We start from the raw sequence: 19,357 nt of genomic DNA on the forward strand, positions 1-19,357 counted from the left end.
GACTCAGACTATGACCGCCGAACCGGCGACTGCGGCGTTCGCCCGCTGAGACGCCTCGTACCCATCCCATCCGGCGACCACGAGCGCAGCGAACACGGTCTCATGGGCGACTGCGCGAAGTTCGACATCGAGGCTTTCGTCGTCGACGGCATCGAACGCCACGAACGGAGCCAACCGAAGAAGTCTCTTCAAGAAGTCCCGCAAGACCTCGCGCTCGGTCAGCCCGCGCAAGTCCAGACTGTTCCACACCCTCAAGATGGATTTGACCATGTGCGGGCTCGCACCCAACGTCGATCGGCGGGCGTAGATCTGGTCGAAGGCGGCCTCTCCCAGAACATTCAGTGCAGCATATGGATTGGGGTCCTCCGGCGAGTGGACCAACTGCGCTCGCCACCACAGCCGACCGAAAACGTGCCGATCCAACCGTGAGCCGCGAATACGCTCATTGAACGCGCGATCCGACGCAGTCTTCCCAGGAAATCTCCATTGCGCGATATCCGGCATCAGAACGAGTGACTGAAATGCCCAGACATCGGTGGCCGACGCCTCAGCCGGAGCCAGGTGCATTTCGCGATGCAGATGTTCGGCGACGGCCAGGTCGAACGCACCGGACTCCGCCGGACTCGGATGATCCGGATAGCCCGAAGCCTCGGCCAGCGACAGGACCAGATCGCGAATCCGTCGCAGGCTTTCGCCCTGCGTTCGAGCGCCACCGGTTGCGATGTACACAGCGGACTCGTCCGAGGTACGCCACCTCTTGGTCAGCTCCTCGAGCTCGAGCGTCCGCTGTTCCTGTGCGAGTTCACGGGCCCGCGGTTTCAGTAGCCTCGGGTAGAGCAAGTTCATGCGAGGCCCTCCAGATTGTTGATCGCCGCCTGGATGTCCGAGGCGAGCAGGCTCGGTGAGCGAGCGGAGAGAGCTCGGATCTCGCTGATCGTGGTTGACGGAAACAATCTCGCGAACAGTGCCTGGAGCGTCGCCCCCAACGAATCGTCAGGGTAGGTCGTGGAGTCCTCAAAGTCGGGTTGGGCCAATGCATGCTCGATCATCGTCCGCGCGACATCGATATAGACCATCGACAGTGCGACCTGGTCTTGAGCACGGGGCTTCGCCGCGTTCTCGAGCGCACTCGCAATAACTCGCTTGCGTTCGTTCACCAGCAGCAGCAACGACCCCATCGTGGCGGCTTCCAGGTTGGACCCGATATCGAGATACCAGCCGGCATCGTCGGGGTAGGTCGTATTCTCGAAATCGATGATGGCCATGGGGAATTGAGGCGCATCACCCTGGAGACGGATACTGTGCCGATCACTCCAGAGCACCGATCCGGCACGGCGGGCGGCCACCGGTCGATCGGAACCCATCCGGCGCTCCGACAGCACGAGGATGGTGTCGAGCTGGAGCGTGCCACCCAGATCGGCGCCCGGCAGGACCACGACGACTTCAACAGGGCCATCTGCGGTGAGCGGTATGCGTGCTCCGGTTCCACGCAGACTCGATCCCGTGGCCGTCCACACGATGGCGAGCGACAGCGAGGTGCCCGGAGCCAGCTTCGACTCGGCGATCACCTGGCCCAGATCTATATCGACCTGCCTGCGGAGCGTCAGCACCGTCTGATAGTCCCAGTGCGGGTAGGCCTCGGGCATAGGGATTTCGCCGCCGTCGAGGTCGAGGCGCCACTGGTGGGCGTCGATCGCACGGGCATCGGGAGTTCGGTACGGCAGGGCGCGCACGTGCATCAGACACCCACCCGCTGCACGGTGATCAGGATCTCCGTCATGGTGTCCGCTGCGGGTTTCACGACGGCTTTCCAGATCTTGCCGTCGCCGCCTTCGATGACGTAGGACGGTGTAGCGCTGAGGTTTCCACGGTCATCCTCCCAACCGACCAGGGCCGGCTGTTCGGCACCTAGCGGCGGGTCGGTCTCGCGACCACCGTCTGTCGTCAACGCGACCGCCAGTTCGACGCCGACGCGTTGCACGATCGGCGCCGGCAGCTGAAATTCCTGAATCAGCACAGCTGTCCCCTGGTACTCGTCCGGGTACGGGTCACCGCAGTAAGCGACTCGCGCACGCGGCACCCTGCGCCGTTCGGGGACAGACGTTCCCGTCGATTCGCCACCCGCTGTCCGGTCACCGGAACCATTGCCTTGACTGCCATTGGCTCTTGCCTCACCCGGCGCAGGCTCTGGTTCGATGTACTCGTAGTCGAACTCGGGATCCTCGCGCTGCGCCGGGCGCCGGCCAGGCACTGGCCCTTTTGTGTCTCCCGGCCGCCCGTAGTCCGTCGCACTACCGATCCCCCAAGTCCCACCCACCAGCGGAGCGAACTTGTCACTCGCAGCTCCGAGCGATACCTGTGAGACCTCGGTAGCCCCGCTGCCCACCAGATCGAGCAGTCCTTCTAGTTCTTCGGTGAATCGCCGGAAAGTGGTGCTGACGAATGATCGGTCCGGATTCTCGAGCGACTGAAAGTTCCAGCTGTCGTGGGTCGGCGGTTCCGCGGATGCGTATACGTCGTCCATGGCGACGTCAGCGCGGAAAACACCCGCGTACGAAATGAGTTCACTGGCGGGTTTGGGGCCCTGCCAATAGGTCACAACAAGCTCGGCCGGACGCATCAAACAGATGTGATGCACACTCCGATCGATCCCGGCGATCTCCGCAGCTCTGGTCGGCTCCATCGGCAGCACCGGCTTGCGCTGCAGGCCCAATCTGCCCAGGAGACGCTTCGGACGTTTGCACCATAGATCACGACCATCGGATCCGGACATCGCTCGATAGGCCGCGACGAACAGCCGCAGCGGCTGGAATTCAGCAGGATCGGGAACCGGATAGCTGATCCCGTCGCAGGTCACGGCGAAGCGCATCGGGACCGTCCCGTCGGGTTGTTCGACCATCTTCGGCCACAATTGCCATGCGATCGTTTCCGCGATGTACGCCGCTACCTCAGCGGGTTCTCCGTCCTCCAGATCGGGGTCAACCAGCGTTATCGTCGTTCCGGTCTCGTCAGCGCCGAATGGTCGCAGACCCAACTGCTGGGCCACAGATTCTGCGTCCGGGCCGACCAACGGCTCGATCACCTGCCCGGAGTCATCCCCCCACCAGTGTCTTCCGGTGAAGCGGCGCTCGCCGAGTTTGTTGTCCGCCGCCAGGTAGCTCTTCCACATCGCAGCGCCCATCAGCCGCGTCTGAAACGCGCCCTCGTACATGCAACGGGTATGCACGATAATTACCCCGGGTCTCGACATCAAATAGAGGATGCCCTTGCCGAATCCATATGTCCCACCGCCGAGTTCGGTGTTCCGCGGCTCGCCGATGTTTCTCAGGAACGAGACGAAGTCGGTACGGGCCCCAGTTACTTCGTCTGCACGGGTCGGGCCACCCAATCCATGGGTTCCCCTATCCGAGATCGACAACAGTCGGATCACACCTTTGCGCAACGACTCCCGCAGCGGAAGGTGCTCGTTGAGCGGAGCCTTCCGGAGCAGATGCTGCCGCCAGGCCGCCGTGTGAGCAGCACTGACAGTCTGTAGATCGATACGAAAGTCGACCGTGGTTCCAGGGCTCTTGCGAGCATCCCAACTGTTCTGGGCGGACTCCCGCACCAGGATCGTCAAATGGTCCAGCTCGGGCTTCCCCAGCTGGTTTCTGATCCCCTCCGCAGCACTCGCGCCCTCAGGCGGGTAGGGCTGCGAAAACCACCCCGGCGATGTCAAACCATCTCCTCGATCATGGAAAGCAGGTATTCAGTCGCCCGGGCATCGCTCAGAGCAGCGGGCGGCTCCGATGAAAGATCGACACTGTACTCGACATCCCGAACGTTCACGGCGACGCCGGCAGCGGCGAGCATGCTATTCGTCAGGCGCGGGAAGTCCGAATCGACGCGGTACCAACGCTCCTCGGAGACGATGAAGCCGACTTCGCTGTAGTGAGCAATATCCTGGGCGCGATAGCCCGCCTCGTGTAGTTGCGCCAGCAGGCCGACCGTGTCGTCGGCCAGTTCGAGCGCTCGATCGACGAGGGCCTGAAGGGTCGATCCTCCGGAATCATTACGTTCCAACCGAACCCACACCACAGTGAGCTCACCGCCGACGGGCGGGTCCAGCTGATCGAGACCGTGCACACGAATCCTTCGACCTTCGCTCGCGGTCGACGCCTTCACTTCTAATGCTCTTGTCGTCGAGGAAAAGTCGTGTCGGAAGAACGTCGGGCCCTTCCACAGACTCTGCGAGCTGCTATTCAGCTCGAGCATTCGACACAGCACCAGGAGCTCGCCGAACAATCCGGCCAGTTGTTCGGGTCCCAGCCTGCGACCTGCGGTCTGGAACAACGCCCGCCACGTGTCCAACGCCGTGTACAGCCCTTTTATCGGATTGCTTGTCGAGCTCGATATCGCTTCCAGCACATCAATACACAGCGTGGTGAACACATCGTCGAACGCCGGCTGCAGGCAGGCCAGATCCGCATAATTCTGGTACACGTTCTCGGATTCGAGTGGGCGCGAACGCAGTTGCAGAACAGGACCGTCGATGCCTTTGCGCACGACTTGGTGAGATCCGATGGGCACCAACAGATGCCGACATCCGGCCGCATCGATACCCGCGGATACAGCACCTCGGGCCGTCTCGACCGAAAGATCCGAGACCCTGAGCGCCCCTTCCTTCGTCGGCCGACCGAGCCCGAGCTGCCGCCAGTGTTCATCGAGTTCGGCGCGGTGACCGAGGTCGGTCACTGGTCCTCCGCTTCGAGGATGCTGAGATCTTCCTCTTCCGGCTCGATACCGGAGAGATCGGCGGAGATGTAGCGAGCCTCGTAAGCGACAACTGTGTCTGCCTCCACCGGTTTGGGGAAGACCAGGCCCACACCGATGACGTGTTCGGCGGCATTGAGCGCGGTACGGCTAGGTTTGCTCGGTCGTGGCTCGGACAGCTTGTCGATCGGGTACAAAACCAGTAACCCGGTATCGGGTAGTCGCTTGGTCCGCTCGGCAAAGATCTGCTGCTCAGTGAGGCTCTCGATGTCACGGCCCAGGTCTATGGCGGCGTCGCGGCGGCTCATGAGGGTCTTGATATCCGCGTAGTCCGTTCCAGCTGTCTTGAGTCGCGAGCGAACGATTCGCTTGACCGCGATTCCATCCGCGAACTCGAAGTTCTCTTCGGGGGAGCCTGGGACATTGCCGATGATCGCAATGTCCCAACGGCCGAGCGCGCCGGTGTTCTGGATCCGCCGCTCGATATAGCGAACCATCAACTCGGCATCGGCTTCGTGCGACTTCTCATGGAATCGATAGGTCCGCAGGAAATCGAGAACGAGGTCGCTCGGAACGTCTCGAAGAATGAAAAGTCCATCGTCTGGCCGTCTTTCGACCTTGGCTCCGACCGCGACTGCCAGAGAGATCAGCGCGCGGGCCGCGCCCTGATTCCCGAGCAACCATTCCGCGTTGGTATGGAAGTACCGGGTCTGAACACGTTTGCCGCCGTATCCGGCATGCGCGTCGACGGCGTCGGCCATTTTCGCAGCAGCCGTCACCTTGAGCGATGGGTGGGTTCGCAGCCGAACTGCGAAATTGCGGGGTGTCTTGTCTTCGGTGAGATAGATATCGATGTCGCGGCGCATCTCGACCTCGACGGTCGCCAGGTGCCGGAACCAGTCGATGAGCTCATCGGTCATCCAGATGCGAGGCAGGTCGGCGTACCCAGTGCGGTATCCGAACCATCGCCCCATCTGCAGCAATGTGTCATAGACAGTCACCGCTCGGACGAAGTAGCTGACCAGAAGACCTTCGAGGGTCAGGCCGCGGGAGAGAGTGTTTCCTCCGACCGCGATGGCGACCACCGGGCCATTCTCGTAGTCGAGCCGCTCGACACTCCCCGAATTGTCCATGATGACCCGGCAGTCACGCAGCACACCGCGCAGTTCCGGTAGCAGTTCGTCGAATTCGACCTTCGTCTCGCCGAAGTCCGAGCTAGCTACCTTAGCCGTCTCGTCATCCCACAGCTTCCGAAGCTCGGCCAGGGTTCCCAGCTCGTCCAGCTTTCGCGCGGTCGCGTCGCGGAGCGACTCGAGTGGTTCGCGGAAGCTGTCGTGGACCGACGTGCGGACGCTGGTGTGAATCAGCATGGTGGAGTGCGGGTTCCCGGTGCCGCGCACGCGCCGGGCCGCAGTTCCGAGCCAGAAGTAGAGGACCGCGTTTCGAAGCGTGTCCGTGATGGTCGGCAGGAACCCATCGGCTTCCGCCTTCGTCTTCGGCCGCACGAGCGGGACATCGTCGTCCGGGATGGACCGGATCATGTCCCAGCCATCGTCGACGTCTTCCGGGTTCTCACCGTCGAGGGCGTAGCGCCCGAACAGCACTTCCGTACCGTAATGGTCAGCCGGTTTGGGCAGATTGACGATGAAGTCTTGGGGATATAGGTCGTCGGCAGACGGATCGATCAGCAGATTCGCGAACGGCGAAGCCGTGTAACCCACGTAGGCAGACTTCGGCAAGCTGTCCAACAGCTTCCGGATAAGCGGGTTGATCGACTTCGTCGCGACGGAGGCTTGATCGGCTTCGTCATCGATGATCAAAGCGGGGCAATCGGTCAGGTACTCTGATGCGTCACTCAGCCACTTGACAAGCTTGCGCAGGACGGTCGCGTTCTTCTTGACGACGCAAAGGACGTGGGTGTTGTTCGCCTTACTGAAATAGCTGGCGGGGTTCGCCGTAGGTGTGAAATCGTGGTCCAGATCGGTAATCTGGGACCAACCGCCAGGATTGGGTTCCACCAACTGCTTGATCAGTCGCGCCTGGGTCTGGCGTCTGAGCCCGTTGTGAATTCCAGCAAGAACAATGAAGAGCTTGTAACCTCGATCCGCAGCCTTCGCGGTAACCGCGGTGAAACTTGTCGTCTTTCCGGACTGAACATATCCGACCACCAAACCTCGGGCCGAAAATTCCTTCTCACGAGGATGATTCAGCAACGAGACTATTCTGGTCGACGATTCATCCAGGTTGTCGATGGCTCCGCTCGACCAACCGTCGCCGGACAGAACAGCCTTCAGTGAGGGCCAGTACTTGTCTCCCGGTTGAGGCCCGGTGTACCACGTAATGCGGTTGTCGAGGAAGAGGGCACGAGGTTCCTCCATCTCACGGATACGAATCAGGTTGCGCTCGTGCCGGTCCCGAATGCTCTGCACCGCGGCAGGGGATGAGATGCCCGCAAGCCGTTTGATCGCATTCTCTGGCGTGTACCGATCGAGTAGTGCCTCGAAGATCTCGTACAAGCCGTCGTCGTCGGGCTCGGACACTACGTTCCCCCTAGGTTCGGTTGCCAAGTACTCGCCACAGCGTAAGGCCGTTTGTCGCTACCCCGACGAGATTGGCACTAACCGTCATACCGAGCTAGACAGGCAGTCTGTCCAGGTTCACGGGGAACAACTCGGCCTGCCGGCCTGCATCGGCGTACTCCTCCAGATCCTGGAAGTCTTCGAGGGACAGTCGGAGCTGGTGCAGGTCGACGAGCGCCTCGCCCCACGATCCTCCGACAGCACGATCGAGCGCGTCCTCGTTCGGCTTCTGCCCGAAGTGCGCTGCCGCGAGGATGTGCACACCGACACGGGGTGGAATGGCATTGCCAACCTGCTGATACCGGTCATTGCCTGACCATGGGTAATCGAGTGGGAATGTCTGCAGGCGGCCCGCTTCCTCAGGCAGCAATCGCGCGAGATCCTCGCCGTCGGCCACGATCCGATTGCGGCGAACTTTACCGGTGACCGTCGCGGACGGCTCCTTGGACGTACGTTTGCCACGTAGTTTCGGATTGCCGCCGGTGCCGTAGTTCGACACAACTTCGAACTCAGTTGGCCGCTCGGGCAATTCGAGCTTCGCTACCCAATCGGCTTGCGGGGGTGTCAACGCCTCCCCCAAGGTGGCCCACTCTCGTAGCTCGGCAACACCTTCCGCACGTGACAGTCGCTTGTTGAAAGCCCGGTGAGTTGCCTGGGGGAAGACCGCCTGACGATTTCGGCACGCGATCAGAATCGCACGGCGGCGTGTCTGAGGAACCCCGAACTGCTCGGTGTGAACCAGGTTGACCGCGACGTCGTAACCGAGATCCTTCAAAACCGGCGCATAGGCATCCCAGACCGGCTTCACCGTCGGAACCTGTTCGAGAACGATCGTTTCGAACGGTCTGCCCTTCTCGAAGGCCTCGATTGCCCACAGCAGTGGTTGCAGGACCAGGCCGGTGCGCTCGTCGTCGAGCCGGCCCAGTTCTTCCTCGACCTCTGCCCGCTCACCGCGGGCGATTCGATTGACGAATCCGAGGACTTGCGTCAGCGCCCTGCGTCCCGCGCCCGAGCCGGCTACCGAATACGTCTGGCACGGCGGACCACCGGTGAGAATCTTCGCATTCGGAAAGTCGTCGAGTAGCGCGCGATTCCGAACGTCCGCATGCCGGGTGCCGAGACCGGCCTGGCGCCGAGTCAGGCACGCGTCCTCGTTCACCTCGATGCCAACCGCCGGTATTCCCAGCCATCTGGCCGCGACGTCCAATCCGCCCGGCCCTGCGAACAGGTCGATCATCTCGACCTCCGCCGGGTCCACGGCATCGAGGGACAGTTCGACGTCGAAGGTCTCGGAGGGCATGAGATCAGATCCTAGTGGTGCAACCTCCTGGCTTCCCCGCGCATCGGACCAATGGCAAGAGGTTTCAGGCTCGCACCGCGGAGTTCAAGCGTCGCATGCACTCGACCACGAGCGCGGCCGGTGAGTCCTGCCCATCCGGCGTGCGCACGCCCATCGCCCACAACTCCAGGCCAACCCGTACCGCGCCGGCCGAGGCTGCGGCAGCAATTCGGACAGCGATCGAATCCGCTTGCGGTCCAACCAGTTCCGTCAGAACATCGCACAGTTCATGCTCGGCCTCGAGATTGATCCGCTGCCAGATCGCCCGCAGCGCCTGGTCAGCGTTCATCGCAGTCAGCAATCCACGGGTGATTTCGAGGTCTTCGGGGCTGTCGCCGAGGGTAAGCGAGCGGACGGCTGCAGATTCGAATTCCGCGGAGGTAGGAAGGCGGCGAGGACCGGCGGCGATGTCAGCCAGCCAGCGTTGGGCGCCAGCGGCGAGCATGGGTTCTACCGCTTCCTCCTTGGTTCGCGCGTAGCGGTAGAAGGTGCGCAAGGCCACGCCCGATTCGGAGGCAATTTGGTCCGCCGTGACCTCGGAGGTGCCGTGTTCCGCGAACAACCGCGCGGCGGTTCGGGCTATGTCCATGCGGGTTTCTTGTTTGCGGCGTTCGGCGAGGGTGGGGCGGGGGGACATTTTCACCTCCTTTGGGCGGGATGGTTGGGACAATCCTAGTCGACGGGATGCCATCATGGCATGGCGTGCCAGATGGGCGTAGCGTGTCAAGGAGAGGCTGTTAACCTAGGTAAGGAGTTTGCGATGGAGCGTTTTGACGGGCGTCGAGTAGTTGTGACCGGGGCCGGGTCGGGGATTGGGCGGGCTACCGTGCATCGGATCCTGGCCGAGGGTGGACAGGTTGTCGGGGCCGATGTGAATGAGGCGGGGCTCGCGGAGACTGCCAAGCAGGCCGCCGAGAACGGGAATGGGGATCGGCTCACGACCCTCACGGTCGATATCTCGAACGAAGAGTCGGTGAAGGCGGGGGTGGCTGCCGCTACCGAGGCGCTGGGCGGGATCGATGCGCTGATCAATGCGGCGGGGATTCTGCGGTCGGCGCATACGCATGAGATGCCGGTCGAGGACTTCAACAAGATTATTGCCATCAATCTGACGGGCACCTTCTTGATGATCAAGGAGTCGCTGCCGCAGCTGCTGGCGTCGGACAAGGGTGTGATCGTCAACTTCACTTCCACGTCCGCGTTCTTCGCGCATCCGTACATGTCCGCGTACGCCGCGTCCAAGGGCGGGATCATGTCCATGACGCACGCACTCGCCGCGGAATACTCCAAGCAGGGGCTGCGTGTGGTCGCCGTTGCGCCGGGGTCGATCTCGAGTGATATGACCAGCGGCAAGGGGCCGGGTCTGCCCGCGGATGCCGATCTGAGCCTGTTCATGAAGCTCGCCCCCGGCATCGGCCAGGGCTTCGCTTCGCCCGACACCGTGGCCGGCGTCGTGGCCATGCTGGCGTCGGACGACGGTGCGTTCATCACCGGTACCGAGATCCGGATCGACGGCGGCACGCACTACTGATCCACTGCCACAGTCGAATTGCGAACGGCCCCGCGGGAGGAATCCTGCGGGGCCGTTGCCGTGCAATGAGTTTCAGGGTGTCTCGGGGTGCATGTCATACATGAGGACCATTCGGCCCTGAATTCACAGGAAAAGCGTTCCCCGCGCGGGGGCTACTGGGGCACAGTTGCAGACCATGAAGCAGACATTTCTACGCCGGACGGCGGCCCGCGTGGCCGTCGCCGGTGCAATCGCTGTGATTCCCTTTGCGGCGGTGACCATTCCGGCGAGCGCCGAGGTGCCCGTCGACAACGCGCCCGCCGACGTCGCCTGGCCGCATCAGCAGAACAACCCCTGGTGGGACCGGGACCGCGGTCACGACCGCGACCGGGATCGGGACGCCTGGTGGCGCGATCGCGATCGCGACGACTGGAACCGCCCCCACCGCCACGACAACGACTGCTGGTGGCGGCACATGCTGCCGGGCAGCTTCGGCAGCTGGTAATTACGCTCGCGCGGCCCTCCTTCCCGCGCGAACGGCGAAGGCCCGTCAGGGGATTCCCTGGCGGGCCTTCGCGTATTCAGGTCAGGGCGGCCGTGATCGCCCGGGCGATCCACCGCGCGTAGCGGTCCAGTGGCCAGCCGCGGGCGAGGACCAGCAGTTCGTAGAACTCCACCGCGATGTAGGTCCACAGAATGTCCCGCACGTCGTCGAGGTCGAGCCCATCGCGCAACTGCCCGGTCTCGAGCAGGTGCCGCCCGAACATGGTCATGCCCGCCAGCCGTTCGTCGAGCAGCTTCTGCCACACCTCCACCAGCGCGTCATCGGTGTGCCTGCCGTCGCGAATGAGGATCTGCACTTTCGCCGAACGTTGCTGACGGAGGGCGAGACCGTCGATATAGATGTCGATCTTGCGGCGCACGTCGGGCTCGGCCAGCGCGTCCTGGACCGAGGAACGCTGCGCCACCGGCACCGGCTCGTCGTCGCCCGCGATCACGAAGTCGAAGACCGCCTTCGCCAATGCCGCTTTCGTGCCGAAGCCCTTGTAGATGAACTCCGGCGAGACCCCCGCGAGCCGCGCGACCGCCGCGATCGAGGTCGCCCGGAATCCGTCCCGCTCGAACAGCTCCTTCGCCGCCGCCACGACCGCGCGCCGCCGCACGCGCGCCTGATCGTGGCGTTTGGAGGCGTCGTAGGACCTCTTGACTTCGCTCATCACCCGTCCGATACTTTAGATACAGTCTAACTGTATCCATTTGGGGAAGTCATGAACGCCAACCCTATGGCCGTGTCGAGCGACCCGAAATCCATTGCGATCAGCAGCATCCACCACATGGCGAGCGGTAGCCGCGCCGACTTCGACGCGGTGATCGCCCCGCACGGATTCACCCGGACCCGCCTGGCGGCGCCGCCGTCGGTGCGGGGCGACGGGCCCGGCGGGTTCCACGACCTCGCGCTGTGGCTGCGCGCCACCTTCGAGGGACTGTCCTACGAGATCCACCACGCGGTGGCCGACGGCGACCTCGTCACAGTGAACTCGACGATGAGCGGCCGCCACACCGGACCGTTCACCCCCTACACCGAGGACGGCGAACTCGATGCCGTCTTCCCGCCCACCGGCAAGACCTTCGCGATCACCCAATCCCATTGGTTCCGTATGGACAACGGCCTCATCGCCGAGCACTGGGCCAACCGCGACGACCTCGGAATGGCGAAACAACTCGGCTGGGTTCCCTCGACCCCGGCCTATCTCATCCGGATGGCGCGCGCCAAACGCCGCGCCCTGCGCACGATCGGCGGAAAGCGATGAGCAGCAAAACCATTCAGGGCGAGGCCCTGTTCCCGCTCGGACCGGAACAGACCTGGGACCTCGTCTTCGGCGACGAGATGCGACGCCTCGTCGAACTGTCCGACTCGATCGCGGCGGTCGAGAACTACGAGATGCGACCCGACGGCACGCCGCGCTATGTGATGGTGACCCGCGTCGGCCCCGGCACCATCCGCAGCACCTCCGACTACACCACCTACGAACGCCCGTGCCGCACCATCAATTCGGTGCTCGACAGTCCCTTCGGCGGCCGATACGAGATCGACTTCTCACCCGAAGGCCCCAACACGCGGGTCTCCTATCGCTGGCACATCGAACCCACCACCGCGGTCGCTCGCATCCTGCTCCCGGTGGTCGCGCCGCTGATGGCCCGCTCCCTGCGCGTCGACCTGGAAACGGTCGCCAGCCGCGCCCGGTCCTGACGGCCGGAGGGGTACCGTCACACGAAAGGGCCCGGCATCCCCGAATCGGATGCCGGGCCCTTCCGAGGACCTGAAACCTTACGCGGTCTCGGTGATCGGGCGGTCGACCCAGCTCATCAGGCTGCGCAGCTGCGCGCCGGTGACCTCGATCGGGTGCTCGGCGTTGGCCTTGCGCAGACCCTCGAGCTCCTTGTTGCCGCCCTCGACGTTGGCGACCAGGCGCTTGACGAAGGTGCCGTCCTGGATGTCGGTCAGGATCGCCTTCATGCGCTCCTTGGTGCCGGCGTCGATGACGCGCGGGCCCGACAGGTAGCCACCGAACTCGGCGGTGTCGGAGACCGAGTAGTTCATGCGGGCGATGCCGCCCTCGTACATCAGGTCGACGATCAGCTTGAGCTCGTGCAGGACCTCGAAGTAGGCCATCTCCGGCGCGTAACCGGCCTCGACCATGACCTCGAAACCGGTCTTGACCAGTTCCTCGGTGCCACCGCAGAGCACGGCCTGCTCACCGAAGAGGTCGGTCTCGGTCTCTTCCTTGAAGGTGGTCTTGATGACGCCCGCGCGGGTGCCGCCGATGCCCTTGGCGTAGGACAGGGCCAGCGCCTGGCCGGTGCCGGTCGGGTCCTGGTCGATGGCGATCAGGGCCGGAACGCCCTTGCCGTCGGCGAACTGGCGACGCACCAGGTGGCCGGGGCCCTTGGGGGCGACCATGCCGACGGTGACGTTGGCCGGAGCCTTGATCAGACCGAAGTGGATGTTCAGGCCGTGGCCGAAGAACAGCGCATCGCCGTCCTTGAGGTGCGGCTCGATGTCGTTGGTGAAGATGGAGGCCTGCGCGGTGTCGGGCGCGAGCACCATGATCACGTCGGCCCACTCGGAGACCTCGGCGGGGGTGCCGACGGTCAGGCCGGCCTCTTCGGCCTTGGCGATGGACTTCGAGCCCGCCTTGAGGCCGATGCGCACGTCGACGCCGGAGTCGCGCAGGCTCAGCGAGTGAGCGTGGCCCTGGCTGCCGTAGCCGATGACGGCGACCTTCTTGCCCTGGATGATCGACAGGTCAGCATCGTCGTCATAGAACATCTCGACTGCCACTGTGGTTCCCTTCAGATTGTTTGGTTTGTGAGAAGTATCCGGTCGGCGGAATTCGCCGGACCTAGCGGGTAGCGGTGATCGACTTCGGTCCGCGGCCCACGGCCACGACACCGGACTGCACGATCTCGCGGATGCCGTACGGCTCCATCATGCGCAGCAGCGCGTCCAGCTTGGAGCGGGTACCGGTGGCCTCGATGGTCAGCGCGTCGGGCGACACGTCGATCACCTTGGCGCGGAACAGGTTCACGGCCTCGATCACCTGGGTGCGCACACTCGCGTCGGCGCGCACCTTCACCAGGATCAGTTCACGGGCGACCGAGGAATCGGTGTCCTGCTCCACGATCTTGATGACATTGACCAGCTTGTTGAGCTGCTTGGTGACCTGCTCGAGCGGCAGGTCCTCCACGGTCACCACGATGGTCATGCGCGAGATCTCGGGGATCTCGGTGCCACCCACCGCGAGGGACTGGATATTGAAGCCACGCCGGGAGAACAGCGAAGCCACCCGGGCCAGCACGCCCGGCTTGTCCTCCACCAGCACGGAGAGGGTGTGGGTGGTGGTCATTCCTCGGTCCCCTTCTGGGAAGCGCGCTCGTGAGCGTTCAGCGAAGCCTTCTCGTGCGACATGGCCTCGTGGATGACGGCCGGCTCGGAAGCCTGCTCGTCGTCGTCGAACAGCGGGCGGATGCCGCGCGCGGCCATGATCTCGTCGTTCGACGTGCCGGCGGCGACCATCGGCCACACCTGCGCGTCCTTGCCGACGATGAAGTCGATCACCACGGGACGGTCGTTGATCGACTGCGCCTCGCGGATCGCGGCCTCCACGTCCTCTTCCTTCTCCACGCGAATACCGTGGCAGCCCAAGGCTTCCGCGAGCTTCACGAAGTCGGGGATGCGCAGGGTGTGGGTGCCCAGGTCGGTGTTGGAGTAGCGCTGCTCGTAGAACAGGGTCTGCCACTGGCGGACCATGCCCAGGTTGCCGTTGTTGATCAGCGCGACCTTGATCGGCACGCCCTCGACGGCGCAGGTGGCCAGCTCCTGGTTGGTCATCTGGAAGCAGCCGTCACCGTCGATAGCCCAGACCTCGGAGTCCGGCATGCCCATCTTGGCGCCCATGGCCGCGGGCACCGCGTAGCCCATGGTGCCCAGACCGCCCGAGTTCAGCCAGGTGCGCGGGTTCTCGTACTTGATGAACTGCGCGGCCCACATCTGGTGCTGACCGACGCCGGCACAGTAGATCGCCTCGGGACCGGCCAGCTGACCCAGCTTCTCGATCACGAACTCCGGCGACAGCGAACCGTCCGACGGGGTCTTCCAGCCCAGCGGGTAGGCGTCGCGGATCCCGCTCAGGTAGCCCCACCACTCGGTCAGGTCCAGCAGCGGGGTCTTGCCGCCGGTGGCCGGGTCGGCCTTCAGGGTCTCGATCAGCTCGGTGATGACCTCGCGGCAGTCACCCACGATCGGCACGTCGGCGTGGCGGTTCTTGCCGATCTCGGCGGGGTCGATGTCGGCGTGGATCACCTTGGCGCCGACCGCGAACGAGTCCAGCTGGCCGGTGACGCGGTCGTCGAAACGCGCGCCCAGGGTGATCAACAGGTCCGAACGCTGCAGCGCCGCAACGGCTCCCACGGTGCCGTGCATACCCGGCATACCCATGTTGAGGGTGTGGGTGTCGGGGAACGCGCCGCGCGCCATCAGGGTGGTGACCACCGGGATGCCGGTCAGCTCGGCCAGTTCCAGCAGCTCGGCCGAGGCGTCGGCCTTGATCACGCCGCCGCCGACGTAGAGCACGGGAGCCTTGGCCTCCATGATCATGCGGGCGGCCTCGCGGACCTGCTTGCCGTGCGGCTTGGTGACCGGACGGTAGCCGGGCAGCTTCATCTCCGGCGGCCACGAGAACGTGGTCTGCGCCTGCAGCACGTCCTTCGGGATGTCGACCAGCACCGCGCCGGGACGGCCGGTGGAGGCGATGTGGAACGCCTCGGCGATCATCCGCGGGATGTCGATCGGGTCGGTGACCAGGAAGTTGTGCTTGGTGCACGCCATGGTGATGCCGGAGATGTCGGCTTCCTGGAAGGCGTCGGTGCCGATCAGCGAACGGCCGACCTGGCCGGTGATGGCGACCAGCGGCACCGAGTCCATCTGCGCGTCCGCGATCGGGGTGACCAGGTTGGTCGCGCCCGGACCGGACGTGGCCATGCACACACCCACCTTGCCGGTGGCCTGCGCGTAGCCGGTCGCGGCGTGACCCGCGCCCTGCTCGTGGCGGACCAGCACGTGGCGGACCTTGGTGGAATCGAAGAGCGGGTCGTAGACGGGAAGGATCGCACCGCCCGGAATACCGAATACCGTGTCGACGTCCAGCTCCTCGAGCGATCGGACGACCGACTGCGCGCCGGTGACCCGCTCGGGCGGGACCTGGCGGCGGTTCGGGGTCGCGGCCGGAGCCGCGGTCGGCTGAGTGGCCGAAGGCGCGGGCCTGCGGGCCGAGGGCCCGGGCCGGGCGGTAGGTGCGCTCACCGTCTTGGTTCCTTACTGCTTGTCGTTCCAGTCATGGGACTTGCCTGAACACAAAAAAGCCCCCGACAGCCAAGGCTGTTCGAGGGTGGCGCGTCGCAGCTGCGAGCTGACGTAATAGACCTGAAGTCGTCGGCTCAGCGCTGGACGCGCCGGCCGATTACGAGCAACTCGATTCGATTCACGCGCTCGACGGTATGCGCGCGCTAGTCGTTCAGTCAAACAGCTGACCAATGGGGTCTCATTATGTGAGACAGTGCGGTTGTTCGGGTCCGTTCACCATGATGCGAGGATATGGGTGTGTCCTCACAGCATCAGTCCGTGCCACCTGCTCGATCGTCCCATACTCTCGGCGCCGAATCGGACGCGGGTCGCGTGATCCGCATCCCCCGGCTCGCTCACCTCGGGGTGTTCATCCTGCTGTTCTCCGTGGCCTTCCCGTTCTTCGGGGCGCCCAAGGTGCTGTGGATCCTGTTCGCGATCCCGGCCGCGCTGGTGGTGTGGATCGAGCGGACCCGGACCACCGTCTCGGACAACGGGATCGACACCCGCACCCTGTTCGGCTCCCGGCACATCGACTGGGCCGAGGTGCGCGGACTGGTCATCCCCAAGCGCGGGTACCTGCGGCTGCACCTGGCCGACGACACCGATGTGACCTTGCCCGCAGTCGGCTACCACCGGCTCGCCGACCTCGTGGACGCCTCGGGCGGGCGCATCCCGGACCCGTTCGCCCAGGAGCCGGAGGAAACCGACGAACCGGACGAAGCAGACGAATCTCACACCGAGGGCGCCGAGGCCGAGGGCGAATCCGGCAAGTCGTAGGTGTTTCGGGGGTGCAGAGTTTCCACCGGCGGTATTCGGGGTCATAGGCCGGGAGTAACGTTGATGCCCGCCGGAGGAACGTCACGAGACCCGAAATCTCGTGTCGTGATGAACCACCGGCCAGTCGCTCAACAGCCCCCTGCGACACGAACCGAGGACCAATGCCACCGCTTCGCTCACGCACCACCACCGTCGGACGCAATGCCGCGGGCGCTCGCTCGCTCTGGCGCGCGACCGGCCTCACCGACTCCGACTTCGGGAAGCCGATCGTCGCCATCGCGAACTCCTACACCCAGTTCGTACCCGGCCACGTGCACCTGAAGGACGTCGGCGAGATCGTGGCCGAGGCGGTGCGGGCGGCCGGCGGCGTCCCGCGCGAATTCCACACCATCGCCGTCGACGACGGCATCGCCATGGGTCACGGCGGCATGCTGTACTCGCTACCCTCGCGCGAGATCATCGCCGACTCGGTGGAGTACATGGCCAACGCCCACACCGCCGACGCGCTGGTGTGCATCTCCAACTGCGACAAGATCACCCCCGGCATGCTGAACGCCGCCATGCGGCTCAACATCCCGGCCGTGTTCGTGTCCGGCGGCCCGATGGAGGCCGGCAAGGCCGTGATCGTGGACGGCGTCGCGCAGGCCCCGACCGACCTGATCACCGCCATCTCCGCCAGCGCCTCGCAGGCCGTCAGCGACGAGGGCCTCGGCGAGGTCGAGCGCTCCGCCTGCCCGACCTGCGGCTCCTGCTCGGGCATGTTCACCGCCAACTCGATGAACTGCCTCACCGAGGCGCTGGGCCTGGCGCTGCCGGGCAACGGCTCCACCCTGGCCACCCACGAGGCCCGCCGCGCGCTGTTCCAGCGGGCCGGCAAGGTCATCGTGGACATCGCCACCCGCTGGTACCGCGACGACGACGCCTCGGTGCTGCCGCGGAACGTGGCCAATGCCAAGGCCTTCCGCAACGCCATGGCGCTGGATGTGGCCATGGGCGGTTCCACCAACACCGTGCTGCACACCCTGGCCGCCGCACAGGAGGGTGAGATCGACTTCGATCTGCAGACCATCGACGAGATCTCGCGTCGCGTGCCCTGCCTGTCGAAGGTCTCCCCCAACTCCGACTACCACATGGAGGACGTGCACCGCGCCGGCGGCATCCCGGCCATCCTCGGCGAGCTGCGCCGCGGCGGGCTGCTGGAGACCGACGTGACCACCGTGCACACCGCCTCCTTCGACGAGTGGCTCGACACCTGGGACGTGCGCTCGGGCAAGGCGTCCGACGAGGCCGTGCAGCTGTTCCACGCCGCGCCCGGCGGCGTCCGCACCACCGAGCCGTTCTCCACCGCCAACCGCTGGTCCTCGCTGGACACCGACGCCGAGGGCGGCTGCATCCGCGACGTCCCGCACGCGTACACCATCGAGGGCGGCCTGTGCGTGCTGCGCGGCAACATCGCTCCCGACGGCGCGATCCTCAAGACCGCCGGTATCGACGAGGACCTGTTCACCTTCGAGGGCCCGGCCGTGGTGGTCGAGTCCCAGGAGGAGGCGGTCTCCAAGATCCTGGGCAAGGAGATCCAGCCCGGCGACGTGGTCGTGGTCCGCTACGAGGGCCCGAAGGGCGGCCCGGGCATGCAGGAGATGCTGCACCCCACCTCGTTCCTGAAGGGCGTGGGCCTGGGCAAGGTCTGCGCGCTCATCACCGACGGCCGCTTCTCCGGCGGCACCTCGGGCCTGTCCATCGGCCACATGTCCCCGGAGGCCGCCGGCGGCGGCTCCATCGGACTCATCGAGAACGGTGACCGCATCCGCATCGACGTGCACACCCGCGCGCTCGAATTGCTGGTTCCCGAAGACGTTCTCGCGGAGCGCCGCGTGAAGATGGAAGCGTCCGAACGGCCGTGGCAGCCGGCGAACCGGGAGCGCCCGGTCACCACCGCGCTGCGCGCGTACGCCGCGCTCGCCACTTCCGCCGACAAGGGTGCCGTCCGGCGCGTGCCGTAATCGAGAAAGCAAGGGAATGACAATCGAATACATCGGCCAGGCCGACACCGAATTCGTCGGCAAGGCCGACTCCATGCTGGCCGAATACACGGCGATGCTGCGGCGCTCCGACGCCCGCAATGCCGAAGCCCGCGAACTGCTCGCCGACGCCGAGGCCCTGGCGGCCGAGGTGCGTGACCTCGACAATGCCGAGTTCATGGCGACTCCCGACGAGCAGGTTCGGATCGGCGCGCACCGGGCGCTGCTGCAACGCGAGATCGACACGAAGTCGAGCCGGGTGCTCCAGCTCCACCAGGAGACCTTCCAGGAATGGCAAGCCTGGACCGCACGCCAGTGAGGGTGGGGGCGAGCCCCCACACCCCCTGAGGAGATTCGGGGGGGGGGGGGCCCCCCCCCCCCCCAGCACAAGCGGCCCGGGGGGGGGGGGGGCGCGCGGGCGGCGCCCCGGCCTAGTAAGTTGTGGGGTGGGGGCGCGGGCCGGCGCCGCGGCGG

Annotated in this window: 18 protein-coding genes; 7 read left to right on the plus strand and 11 right to left on the minus strand. The window is 65.0% G+C overall.

Going from position 1 to position 19,357, the window contains the following annotated elements; genetic code table 11:
• Positions 1-3: 3 nt before the first annotated feature.
• The 7 genes from ABZ382_RS33930 to ABZ382_RS33960 form a co-directional block, all read right to left on the minus strand.
• Positions 4-846 (minus strand): DUF6339 family protein, encoded by an 843-nt coding sequence (locus ABZ382_RS33930; RefSeq protein WP_357097611.1) that lies wholly within the window; start codon positions 844-846, stop codon positions 4-6.
• Positions 843-1,739 (minus strand): hypothetical protein, encoded by an 897-nt coding sequence (locus ABZ382_RS33935; protein WP_357097613.1) that lies wholly within the window; start codon positions 1,737-1,739, stop codon positions 843-845. The genes ABZ382_RS33930 and ABZ382_RS33935 overlap by 4 nt, the downstream gene beginning before the upstream one ends.
• Positions 1,739-3,619: a hypothetical protein gene (locus ABZ382_RS33940; RefSeq protein WP_357097615.1), complete on the minus strand. Its 1,881-nt coding sequence runs from the start codon at positions 3,617-3,619 to the stop codon at positions 1,739-1,741. Before ABZ382_RS33940 ends, ABZ382_RS33935 begins: the two co-directional genes overlap by 1 nt.
• Positions 3,620-3,714: 95 nt before the next feature.
• Entirely contained in the window at positions 3,715-4,734 is a 1,020-nt protein-coding gene (locus ABZ382_RS33945) for a PD-(D/E)XK motif protein (protein ID WP_357097617.1), read from the minus strand.
• A complete protein-coding gene (locus ABZ382_RS33950; RefSeq protein ID WP_357097618.1) occupies positions 4,731-7,292 on the minus strand; it encodes a Z1 domain-containing protein in 2,562 nt (853 codons plus the stop codon). The genes ABZ382_RS33945 and ABZ382_RS33950 overlap by 4 nt, the downstream gene beginning before the upstream one ends.
• A gap of 94 nt (positions 7,293-7,386) precedes the next feature.
• Complete coding sequence (locus ABZ382_RS33955; protein ID WP_357097620.1) at positions 7,387-8,631, minus strand: DNA cytosine methyltransferase; 1,245 nt, start codon at positions 8,629-8,631, stop codon at positions 7,387-7,389.
• 64 nt (positions 8,632-8,695) lie between these two features.
• Positions 8,696-9,307 (minus strand): helix-turn-helix domain-containing protein, encoded by a 612-nt coding sequence (locus ABZ382_RS33960; protein WP_357097622.1) that lies wholly within the window; start codon positions 9,305-9,307, stop codon positions 8,696-8,698.
• Positions 9,308-9,430: 123 nt separating this feature from the next.
• Between ABZ382_RS33960 and ABZ382_RS33965 the strand changes: the two genes are divergently transcribed.
• Both ABZ382_RS33965 and ABZ382_RS33970 read left to right on the plus strand, forming a co-directional pair.
• Positions 9,431-10,201 (plus strand): SDR family oxidoreductase, encoded by a 771-nt coding sequence (locus ABZ382_RS33965; protein ID WP_357097624.1) that lies wholly within the window; start codon positions 9,431-9,433, stop codon positions 10,199-10,201.
• A gap of 175 nt (positions 10,202-10,376) precedes the next feature.
• On the plus strand, positions 10,377-10,685 hold the full coding sequence (locus tag ABZ382_RS33970) for a hypothetical protein (RefSeq protein WP_357097626.1): 309 nt from the start codon (positions 10,377-10,379) through the stop codon (positions 10,683-10,685).
• 76 nt (positions 10,686-10,761) lie between these two features.
• Here ABZ382_RS33970 and ABZ382_RS33975 read toward each other — a convergent pair whose 3' ends face one another.
• Positions 10,762-11,397, minus strand: coding sequence for a helix-turn-helix domain-containing protein (locus tag ABZ382_RS33975; RefSeq protein ID WP_357097628.1), 636 nt, complete (start codon positions 11,395-11,397; stop codon positions 10,762-10,764).
• Positions 11,398-11,514: 117 nt separating this feature from the next.
• On the opposite strand from ABZ382_RS33975, the gene ABZ382_RS33980 reads away from it, so the two are divergent.
• Positions 11,515-11,991 carry an ester cyclase gene (locus tag ABZ382_RS33980; RefSeq protein ID WP_357097630.1) on the plus strand — a complete coding sequence of 159 codons (477 nt, stop codon included), beginning with the start codon at positions 11,515-11,517 and terminating at the stop codon, positions 11,989-11,991.
• Positions 11,988-12,431: an SRPBCC family protein gene (locus ABZ382_RS33985; protein ID WP_357097632.1), complete on the plus strand. Its 444-nt coding sequence runs from the start codon at positions 11,988-11,990 to the stop codon at positions 12,429-12,431. Before ABZ382_RS33980 ends, ABZ382_RS33985 begins: the two co-directional genes overlap by 4 nt.
• Positions 12,432-12,509: 78 nt before the next feature.
• Here the strand turns inward: ABZ382_RS33985 and ilvC are convergent, their stop codons facing one another.
• The 3 genes from ilvC to ABZ382_RS34000 form a co-directional block, all read right to left on the minus strand.
• Positions 12,510-13,511 (minus strand): ketol-acid reductoisomerase, encoded by a 1,002-nt coding sequence (gene ilvC / locus ABZ382_RS33990; RefSeq protein ID WP_357097642.1) that lies wholly within the window; start codon positions 13,509-13,511, stop codon positions 12,510-12,512.
• A gap of 73 nt (positions 13,512-13,584) precedes the next feature.
• Positions 13,585-14,088: an acetolactate synthase small subunit gene (gene ilvN / locus ABZ382_RS33995; RefSeq protein ID WP_040860049.1), complete on the minus strand. Its 504-nt coding sequence runs from the start codon at positions 14,086-14,088 to the stop codon at positions 13,585-13,587.
• Positions 14,085-16,043, minus strand: coding sequence for an acetolactate synthase large subunit (locus tag ABZ382_RS34000; protein ID WP_357097633.1), 1,959 nt, complete (start codon positions 16,041-16,043; stop codon positions 14,085-14,087). Before ABZ382_RS34000 ends, ilvN begins: the two co-directional genes overlap by 4 nt.
• A gap of 318 nt (positions 16,044-16,361) precedes the next feature.
• Here ABZ382_RS34000 and ABZ382_RS34005 point away from each other — a divergent pair, with 318 nt between their 5' ends.
• The 3 genes from ABZ382_RS34005 to ABZ382_RS34015 all read left to right on the plus strand — a co-directional run bounded on the left by ABZ382_RS34005 (position 16,362) and on the right by ABZ382_RS34015 (position 19,202).
• Positions 16,362-16,862 (plus strand): PH domain-containing protein, encoded by a 501-nt coding sequence (locus tag ABZ382_RS34005; RefSeq protein ID WP_357097635.1) that lies wholly within the window; start codon positions 16,362-16,364, stop codon positions 16,860-16,862.
• A gap of 161 nt (positions 16,863-17,023) precedes the next feature.
• Entirely contained in the window at positions 17,024-18,865 is a 1,842-nt protein-coding gene (ilvD, locus tag ABZ382_RS34010; RefSeq protein WP_357097637.1) for a dihydroxy-acid dehydratase, read from the plus strand.
• A 16-nt stretch (positions 18,866-18,881) separates the two neighbouring features.
• Complete coding sequence (locus tag ABZ382_RS34015; RefSeq protein WP_357097638.1) at positions 18,882-19,202, plus strand: hypothetical protein; 321 nt, start codon at positions 18,882-18,884, stop codon at positions 19,200-19,202.
• Positions 19,203-19,357: the final 155 nt, after the last annotated feature.

Origin of the sequence: Nocardia sp. NPDC005825, from assembly GCF_040630175.1 — a bacterium.
Taxonomy (GTDB): domain Bacteria; phylum Actinomycetota; class Actinomycetes; order Mycobacteriales; family Mycobacteriaceae; genus Nocardia.